We start from the raw sequence: 7,164 nt of genomic DNA, 5'->3' as shown, positions 1-7,164 counted from the left end.
CCCCCAAGAGGAGAGAGCCCTCACCCGGCGCCATAGCCGATGCGAAGCATCGGCGTTCTTGAAGAACGGCGGCCGGGGGCCACCTATGCCGACCTCTCCCGCAAGCGGGAGAGGTGAAAGAGCCCGGAGTTACTAGTTCTTCCGCTCGGCCACGAAGCGCGCGGCAGCCTGCAGCACGGCGGCGCGATCGCCGAAGATCGAGACGGCGGCGTCCGCCCGCGCCAGCAGGTCGCGCACGCGCTGCTTGGCGCCTTCGATGCCGAGCTGGGTCACGAACGTGGTCTTGCCCATCGCGGCGTCCTGGCCCGAGGGCTTGCCGAGCGCGGCCGCATCGCCCTCGACGTCGAGCAGATCGTCGGCGATCTGGAAGGCTTCGCCGAGCGCGCGGCCGTAATCGTCGAGCGCTTGATACTCTTTCTGCGAAGCTTGGCCGAGGATCGCGCCGGCGATGCAGCCATAGCGCAGCAGCGCGCCGGTCTTCATTTGCTGGATACGGGCGACGTCGATCGGCTCGTTGCCGCCAAAGCGGCCTTCGCCGGCGAGATCGAGGATCTGGCCGCCGACCATGCCGCCGATGCCGGCGCAGCGCGCCAGCGCGCGCGTCAGCAGCAGCCGCACATTGGCGTCGCGATGGATCTCGTCGCGGGTGATGATGTCGAAGGCGAGCGTCAACAGGCCGTCGCCGGCGAGGATCGCGGTGGCGTCGTCGGTCTTCTTGTGCAGGGTGGGACGGCCGCGGCGCAGGTCCGAATTGTCCATCGCCGGCAGATCGTCATGGATCAGGGAATAGCAATGGATGCATTCGAGCGCGGCGCCGGCGAGCAGCGCCGCCTCCCGCGGCACGCCGAACACGGCCGCGCTCTCGACCACCAGGAACGGCCGCAGGCGCTTGCCGCCGTTGAGGCTGGAATAGCGCATTGCGTCCATCAGTCGCTTGGGCCGTGCGATCTCATCGGGCAGGATGTCGTCCGTCAAGAGACGGCTGAGCAGGGCTTCGGTATCATCAGCGGTCTTGTCCAGACGTTTGGCGAAATCGGACGGGGACGTGCTGGTCATCAAGAAAGGCTCCAGAACTAAAATTCGGCGGGACAATCCTTTAAGAGCCCGCCTCAGTCAATCGTTTGGCAGGCCTAAAAAGTGCTGGAAAAGGCCAGAATTATCACAGACTTAATGGACGGGCCCAGAGCCGCGTTTCATTTTGCGCCGGAAAGGTCGATTTGCGCATCGTCAAAATCCTGCTGCTGATGCTCGCGGTCGCAGCTCTCGCGCCCTATGTGATCGCGCCGTTCTACCGCACCGGCCACCCCGTTTCGACGCTGATGGCCTGGCGCAGCTTGCGGGGCGCGCCGATGCAGCGGGAATGGATCGATCTGGCGGCGATGTCGCCCTCACTGCCGCGCGCCGTGGTCGCGGCTGAGGACGCCCATTTCTGCAAGCATCGCGGCATCGACTGGGGCGCGCTGCGCGAGGCCATCGACGACGCGAAGGAGGACGGCACGCCGTTCCGGGGCGCCTCCACCATCACCCAGCAGGTGGCCAAGAACCTGTTCCTCTGGCAGGGACGGGACTTCGTCCGCAAGGCGCTGGAATTCCCCCTGGCGCTGTGGATCGACCTGGTCCTGCCCAAGCCGCGGATTTTGGAGATCTACCTCAACATCGCCGAGCTCGGCCCCCAGGGCCAGTTCGGGGTGGAAGCGGGCAGTGCCTATGCCTTCGGCAAATCGGCCGCCAGCCTTTCCCCCCGGGAGGCGGCGCTTTTGGCCTCGATCCTGCCGAATCCGGTCAAGCGCAGCGCCAGAACCCCCGGCCCGGGCGTCCGGCGGCTGGCCGGGACCTACGTGGCGAGGGCGCAGGCGAGCTCGCTTGCGACCTGTTGGCGGGAAAATCGCTGATTCTGAGCCCTTTTCGGCCGTATTTTCCGGTCCAAAACCCTAGCATTACGGCCAGCCTTCCTCTATAAGCCCGGCCTTGATCGGCATTTCGCTCGCCCCGTTTCGGGTGCTGAGCCGTCCCGCGGACGATGCCCGGACAACACCAATCCCTAGAGGATATTGAAATGGCCGTTCCGAGAAGAAAAACCTCGCCGTCGCGCCGTGGCATGCGCCGCTCGGCAGACGCCATCAAGAAGCCGACCTATGTCGAGGACAAGGACTCGGGCGAACTCCGCCGTCCGCACCATCTCGACCTCAAGACCGGCATGTACAAGGGCCGTCAGGTCCTGAAGAAGAAAGAGTCCTGAGACAGGATTCTTTCTCGGGCAGGAGCATTTCGCCTGCCTGATTTCGGCCAACCCATGAGATATGACGGTGACGGCGGCGGAGCGAATGCTTCGCCGTCGCGTTGTCTTGCCCGGACATCTTGATCGAGAAGGCATTTCGCCGATGGTCGGTTTCCCGCTGCTTCTGATTCCGCTTGCGGTCTACAACATCATCGCCTTCCTGATGCCCAGCGTCTCCTTCACGGATGTGCTGTTCAAGGTGCCGATGATCACCGGCGAGACCTGGCCGGTGACGCTCGCCGACGTGATGCTCGCGCTCGGCATCGTGCTGCTGCTGCTCGAGGTGGTCAAGGGCGCGCGGCCCGGCTCGAAATTCCTGATGGATCATTTGCTGTCGCTGATCGTGTTCGGCGCGGCGGCGGCCGAATTCGTGATGTGGCCCAAATTCGGCAACTCCACCTATTTCCTGCTGGTGCTGCTCGCGATGGCCGATTTCCTCGGCGGCATCGCCCAGCGGACGCGCCGTCGCGTCGCCTATGTCGCCGAGACGGCGCCGCGCAAGGCCAAGCGACAGGCCGAGGCGCCGGCCGACGAAGTCGTCTCCGGGCACAAGTTCGAGCCGGTGTCTGCGCCGCAGCCGGCACCGGTGCCGCCCGCAGCCTCGGCGCAATCGGTCGCCGAATCCGTGCTGATGGATCACCCCGCGCCGAAGCCTGTGCAGAGCATTCCGCCTTCGCCGGAAATCCCCTCGCCGCATTTGCAGCCGGGCAACGGCAACGGCACGCCGTCCTCGCCTGACGCGCCGCGCTGATCGACCTCAAGCCACCTGTCGGGTGCGCGCGCTGACGCTTCCCAGCGGATGCTTGTCGCCATAGGCAAGCCGCGCGGCGGCGGACGAAGCCGGGCGCAGCCGGCCGGCCTGAGACACGCGCTCGGCATTGTCGATGAGCTGGGTGACGAAGCTCGGATCGGGGCGCGGCAGCGGGACCATCCTGTGCACCCATTCCAGCGTCGGGGTCAGCACCACCACTGCGGTGCTCGTCTCCCGCTCCGCCTCTTCCGATCGATCGGTCCTACCCATCGCAACACCGTCAGCCCGGCCAACTGTCGCGTTTCGGGACGAAACGCCTGGGCCTGGTGATGGTCTCGCAAGGCTTATGCCGGGCGGGCCGAATTGGTTCCGGGTTGCTTCGGCACATGGTTTCCAAATTGTTTATGAACTTTGCCTAGGGTCGGAGCCGAATCTGGCTCTATCTTGTGCCGGCTCAGGACTTCCTGCTGTCCCGAATCGAGGCGATTTTGACCCCCGCATTGCCGCAAGCCTCCGACATTCTGGCCGCCCTCGGACAGGCCGTGTTCGCCTGGGATATCGCCAACGACGCCATCGTCTGGGGTGAGCAGGTCGCAAGTGTCTTCCCCGGCATCCCCGCCGAGCGGCTTGCGACCGGCGCCGAATTCGCCAAGCTGATCGAGCCCGTGCAATCGCTGCGGTCGGCCGCGCTGGCCCAGACCTCCGCCGTGCACGGCGCCGACGGCACGCCCTATCGGGTCGAGTACGGCGTGCGCATGAGCGCCTCCGATCCCATGATCTGGATCGAGGAGACCGGCCGCTGGTTCGCCGGTCCCGACGGCCGCCCGGTGCGGGCGATCGGCTCCGTCCGCATCAACAACGAGCGCCACGCCCGCGACGAGGAGCTGACAAGGCTCGCCCGGCTCGATCCCCTGACCGGCGAGCTCAACCGCTCCCATTTGATCGCGGCGCTGGCCGAGGCGATCGAGGAGACGGCCCGCTTCCGCTCGACCGCAGCCTTCATGCTGGTCGGCATCGACCATCTCGCGCGCGTCAACGACGCCTTCGGTTTCGATGTCGCCGACGCCGTGATCCTCGACGTGGCAAAACGCATCCGCGCGCGGCTGCGCGGCGGCGACGTGCTGGGCCGCTTCTCCGGCAACAAGTTCGGCCTGATCCTGAAGAACTGCACCGTCGACGACATGAACGTCGCCGCCGAGCGCTTTCTCGCCGGCATTCGCGACGAGGTGGTGCCGAMCCGATCCGGCCCGGTGTCGGTCACCGCCTCGATCGGCGCGGTCAGCCTGCCGCGCTATGCCCGCAACACGGACGAGGCGGTCAACCGCGCCCATGAAACGCTGGACGCCGCCAAGCGCCGCCGCTCTGGCTCGTTTGCGGCCTGGCGTCCGGATGCCACGCGCGATGCGCAGCGCCGCGTCAACATCCGCGTCACCGACGAGATCGTCACCGCGCTGAACGAGCGCCGCATCAAGCTCGCCTATGAGCCGGTGGTGTCGGCGGCCTCGCGCGAGGGCGCGTTCCATGAATGCCTGGTGCGGATGGATCAGGGCGACGGCCAGGTGCTGCTTGCGCCCGACATCGTGCCGGTCGCCGAGCGGCTCGGCCTCATTCGCCTGGTCGATCATCGCGTGCTCGAGCTCGTGGTCGCCGAGCTCGCGGCTGCGCCGGAGATCCGGCTCAGCCTCAACATCTCGCCCGACACCACCATGGATCCGGACTGGTGGGCGGGAATCGAATCGCTCATGCGCGCCCATCCCGGCGTTGCCGAGCGGCTGATCGTGGAGATCACCGAGACGGTCGCGATCCAGGACATCGACGACGTCCGCGGCTTCGTCACGCGGCTGAAGAATTTCGGCAGCCGCATCGCCATCGACGATTTCGGCGCCGGCTACACCTCGTTCCGCAATTTGCGCAAGCTCGGCGTCGACATCGTCAAGATCGACGGCGCCTTCGTGCAGAACATCACCCGCTCCGCCGACGACCGCGCCTTCGTGCACACCCTGATCGACCTCGCCCGCCGCCTCGACATCGAGACGGTCGCCGAATGGGTGCAGGACGAAGAGGCGGCTCACATGCTGCGCGACTGGGGCTGCGACTACATCCAGGGCCGCCTGATCGGGCTGGCCTCGGCCGAGCGCCCATGGTGCGCACCGCCGGACAGCGCGCTGCCCGCGGCGGGCTGACAAATTGTAGGGTGGGTTAGCCGAAGGCGTAACCCACCACTGTTCATATCCGCGGAGGCAGAAGTGGTGGGTTACGCTTCGCTAACCCACCCTACGAAGCCTTCACGCCCCCTCATCCAGCGCCACCAGCTCGCGCTTCTTGCGCAGTGCGGGCAACAACGGCGCGATCAGGAGCACGATTGCGAGCGCAAGGCAGGCCGCCGAGATCGGCCGTTGCACGAAGGTCCAGAGATCGCCCTGCGACAGGATCAGCGACTTGCGCAGATTGTTCTCCATCATTGGCCCCAGCACGAAGGCCAGCACCAGCGGCGCCGGCTCGAAGCCGAGCTTGCGCATGAAATAGCCGATGATCCCGAACGCGATCATCACATAGACGTCGAACACGTTGTTGCTCGAACAATAAACGCCCAGGATCGTGAACAGGATGATCAGGGGGAACAGGATGTTGTAGGGCAGCTTCAGCAGCTGCACCCACATGCCGATCATCGGCAAATTGAGGATCAGCAGCATGACGTTGCCGATATACATGCTGGCGACGATGCCCCAGAACAGGCCGGGGTTTTGCGTGATCAGAAGCGGCCCCGGTTGCAGGCCGTGGATGACGAAGGCGCCGAGCAGCAGCGCCATCACCACGTTCGGCGGGATGCCGAGCGTCATCAGCGGAATGAATGCGCCGCCCGCCGCCGCATTGTTGGCGGATTCCGGTCCCGCGACGCCCTCGATCGCGCCGTGACCAAAACGCTCCGGTGTCTTCGACAGCCGCTTCTCCAGTGCATAGGACGCAAACGAGGCCACCACCGCGCCGCCGCCCGGCAGGATGCCAAGCAGGAAGCCGAGCAGCGTGCCGCGCGCGACCGGACCGGCGCTCGCCTGCCAGTCCGCCTTGTTGGGCAAGAGCTGCGTGATCTTCGCGTTGATGATGTCGCGCTTGATGGCCTGCTCGGTGTTGAGCAGCACCTCGGCGACGCCGAACAGGCCCATCACCACGGGCACGAGCCCGATGCCGTCGATCAGCTCCATGCGGCCGAATGTCAGCCGCGGCTGCGCCGTGATGCTGTCGAGCCCGATCAGGCCGAGCACCACGCCGATGCACGCCATCAGCAGCGCCTTTGGCATCGAGCCTTGCGTCAGGAAGGTGAGCACGACCAGCCCGAGCACCATCAGGCTGAAATATTCGGCCGGGCCGAACGCGATCGCGATGCTGGCGAGCTTTGGCGCCACCAGCATCAAGGCGACCAGCGCAAACGTGCCGGCGATGAAGGAGCCGAACGCGGAGATGCCGAGCGCGGGGCCGGCGCGGCCCTGTTTCGCCATCTGGTGACCGTCGATGCAGGTCACGACGGAGGCCGCTTCGCCGGGAATGTTGACCAGGATCGAGGTGGTCGAGCCGCCATACATCGAGCCGTAATAGATGCCGGCCATCATGATGATGCCGGATTCCGGTGTGCCCGACAGCGTCACCGGAAGCAGCAGCGACATCGCCGAGATCGGCCCGATGCCGGGCAGCACGCCCACCAGCGTACCGATGAAAACGCCGATGAAGCAGTAGAGCAGGTTGATCGGCAGCAGCGCGACGCCAAACCCATGCGCGACGTTGACGAGCGTATCCATGCGGTCAGCCGATCTCGAACAGGCCCGAAGGCAGTTGGATCAGCAGGAGGCGCTTGAGCACCCACCACATGCCTGATGGCACCAGCACGGCAATCGGGATCGCCAGCGTCCAGCGCACGGGGTCGATCACGCGCAAGAGCACAAGCATCAGCGGGATCGCCGACAGCAGGAAACCGAGCGGCTCCAGCGCGAAGGAGAATGCCGTGAGACAGGCGATCAGCAGGAGTGGCTTGGTCCAGCGCGTATTCTCCCAGCGCGAGGCCAGCGTCGGCCCGCCCTCGGTGATCGCCGAGACGATGATGGCGGCCGCGAACACGCACATCAGGATGCCGGTGTAGAAC

The 7,164-nt window shown here is 65.9% G+C and carries 8 protein-coding genes; 4 read left to right on the top strand and 4 right to left on the bottom strand.

What is annotated here, in order from left to right:
* Nucleotides 1-132 precede the first annotated feature (132 nt).
* Entirely contained in the window at nt 133-1,056 is a 924-nt protein-coding gene (locus ACXJL8_RS28830; RefSeq protein ID WP_456618374.1) for a polyprenyl synthetase family protein, read from the bottom strand.
* Nucleotides 1,057-1,217: 161 nt separating this feature from the next.
* Here ACXJL8_RS28830 and mtgA point away from each other — a divergent pair, with 161 nt between their 5' ends.
* The 3 genes from mtgA to ACXJL8_RS28815 all read left to right on the top strand — a co-directional run bounded on the left by mtgA (nt 1,218) and on the right by ACXJL8_RS28815 (nt 3,029).
* Nucleotides 1,218-1,892, top strand: coding sequence for a monofunctional biosynthetic peptidoglycan transglycosylase (mtgA, locus tag ACXJL8_RS28825; protein WP_456618373.1), 675 nt, complete (start codon nt 1,218-1,220; stop codon nt 1,890-1,892).
* A gap of 164 nt (nt 1,893-2,056) precedes the next feature.
* Nucleotides 2,057-2,239 carry a 50S ribosomal protein L32 gene (rpmF, locus tag ACXJL8_RS28820; RefSeq protein WP_007598106.1) on the top strand — a complete coding sequence of 61 codons (183 nt, stop codon included), beginning with the start codon at nt 2,057-2,059 and terminating at the stop codon, nt 2,237-2,239.
* Nucleotides 2,240-2,381: 142 nt separating this feature from the next.
* A complete protein-coding gene (locus ACXJL8_RS28815) occupies nt 2,382-3,029 on the top strand; it encodes a hypothetical protein (RefSeq protein WP_456618372.1) in 648 nt (215 codons plus the stop codon).
* Nucleotides 3,030-3,035: 6 nt separating this feature from the next.
* Here the strand turns inward: ACXJL8_RS28815 and ACXJL8_RS28810 are convergent, their stop codons facing one another.
* Nucleotides 3,036-3,299, bottom strand: coding sequence for a hypothetical protein (locus ACXJL8_RS28810; protein WP_456618371.1), 264 nt, complete (start codon nt 3,297-3,299; stop codon nt 3,036-3,038).
* Nucleotides 3,300-3,517: 218 nt separating this feature from the next.
* On the opposite strand from ACXJL8_RS28810, the gene ACXJL8_RS28805 reads away from it, so the two are divergent.
* Nucleotides 3,518-5,212 (top strand): EAL domain-containing protein, encoded by a 1,695-nt coding sequence (locus tag ACXJL8_RS28805; RefSeq protein WP_456686014.1) that lies wholly within the window; start codon nt 3,518-3,520, stop codon nt 5,210-5,212.
* Nucleotides 5,213-5,314: 102 nt separating this feature from the next.
* Here ACXJL8_RS28805 and ACXJL8_RS28800 read toward each other — a convergent pair whose 3' ends face one another.
* Nucleotides 5,315-6,823: a tripartite tricarboxylate transporter permease gene (locus ACXJL8_RS28800; protein ID WP_456618369.1), complete on the bottom strand. Its 1,509-nt coding sequence runs from the start codon at nt 6,821-6,823 to the stop codon at nt 5,315-5,317.
* Nucleotides 6,824-6,827: 4 nt separating this feature from the next.
* Nucleotides 6,828-7,164: tripartite tricarboxylate transporter TctB family protein (locus ACXJL8_RS28795; protein ID WP_456686013.1), on the bottom strand; the 337-nt coding region annotated here is incomplete at its 5' end.

The sequence above is a fragment of the Bradyrhizobium sp. P5_C11_2 genome (assembly GCF_054049755.1).
The sequence above is the reverse complement of the archived record's forward strand: the minus strand, read 5'-3'. Positions and strand labels throughout refer to the sequence as shown.